Below are 266 nucleotides of genomic sequence, written 5' to 3' on the forward strand. Positions count from 1 at the left end.
GAAGTTTTGTATGCAAAGCATGCAGGCTACTCGGTCGCTGGCCTGGCTAATCACAACCAGGCAGCCTATGAAGAGTGTCCGTTCCACAACCCCGATCGTTTCGATAGCAAGGCTCGACGAACCAGTAAAGAACGCAATGAGGAAATCCGTGACGCTTTGCTCAATCACATTCAACTAGTGGTTAAAGAGATTGAGCGAGCGACTGGCATTACGTTGATTGACAGCATCATCGAATCGATGCTTGAAGATTTCGGCGGTAATCAGGG

At 48.9% G+C, this 266-nt stretch carries 1 protein-coding gene; it reads left to right on the top strand.

Annotated elements, in window-relative coordinates:
- On the top strand, positions 1-266 hold a 266-nt coding region (locus SB786_RS36530; RefSeq protein ID WP_410731622.1), incomplete at both ends, for a hypothetical protein.

Origin of the sequence: Burkholderia sp. SIMBA_062 (assembly GCF_046534765.1) — a bacterium.
Taxonomy (GTDB): domain Bacteria; phylum Pseudomonadota; class Gammaproteobacteria; order Burkholderiales; family Burkholderiaceae; genus Burkholderia; species Burkholderia ambifaria.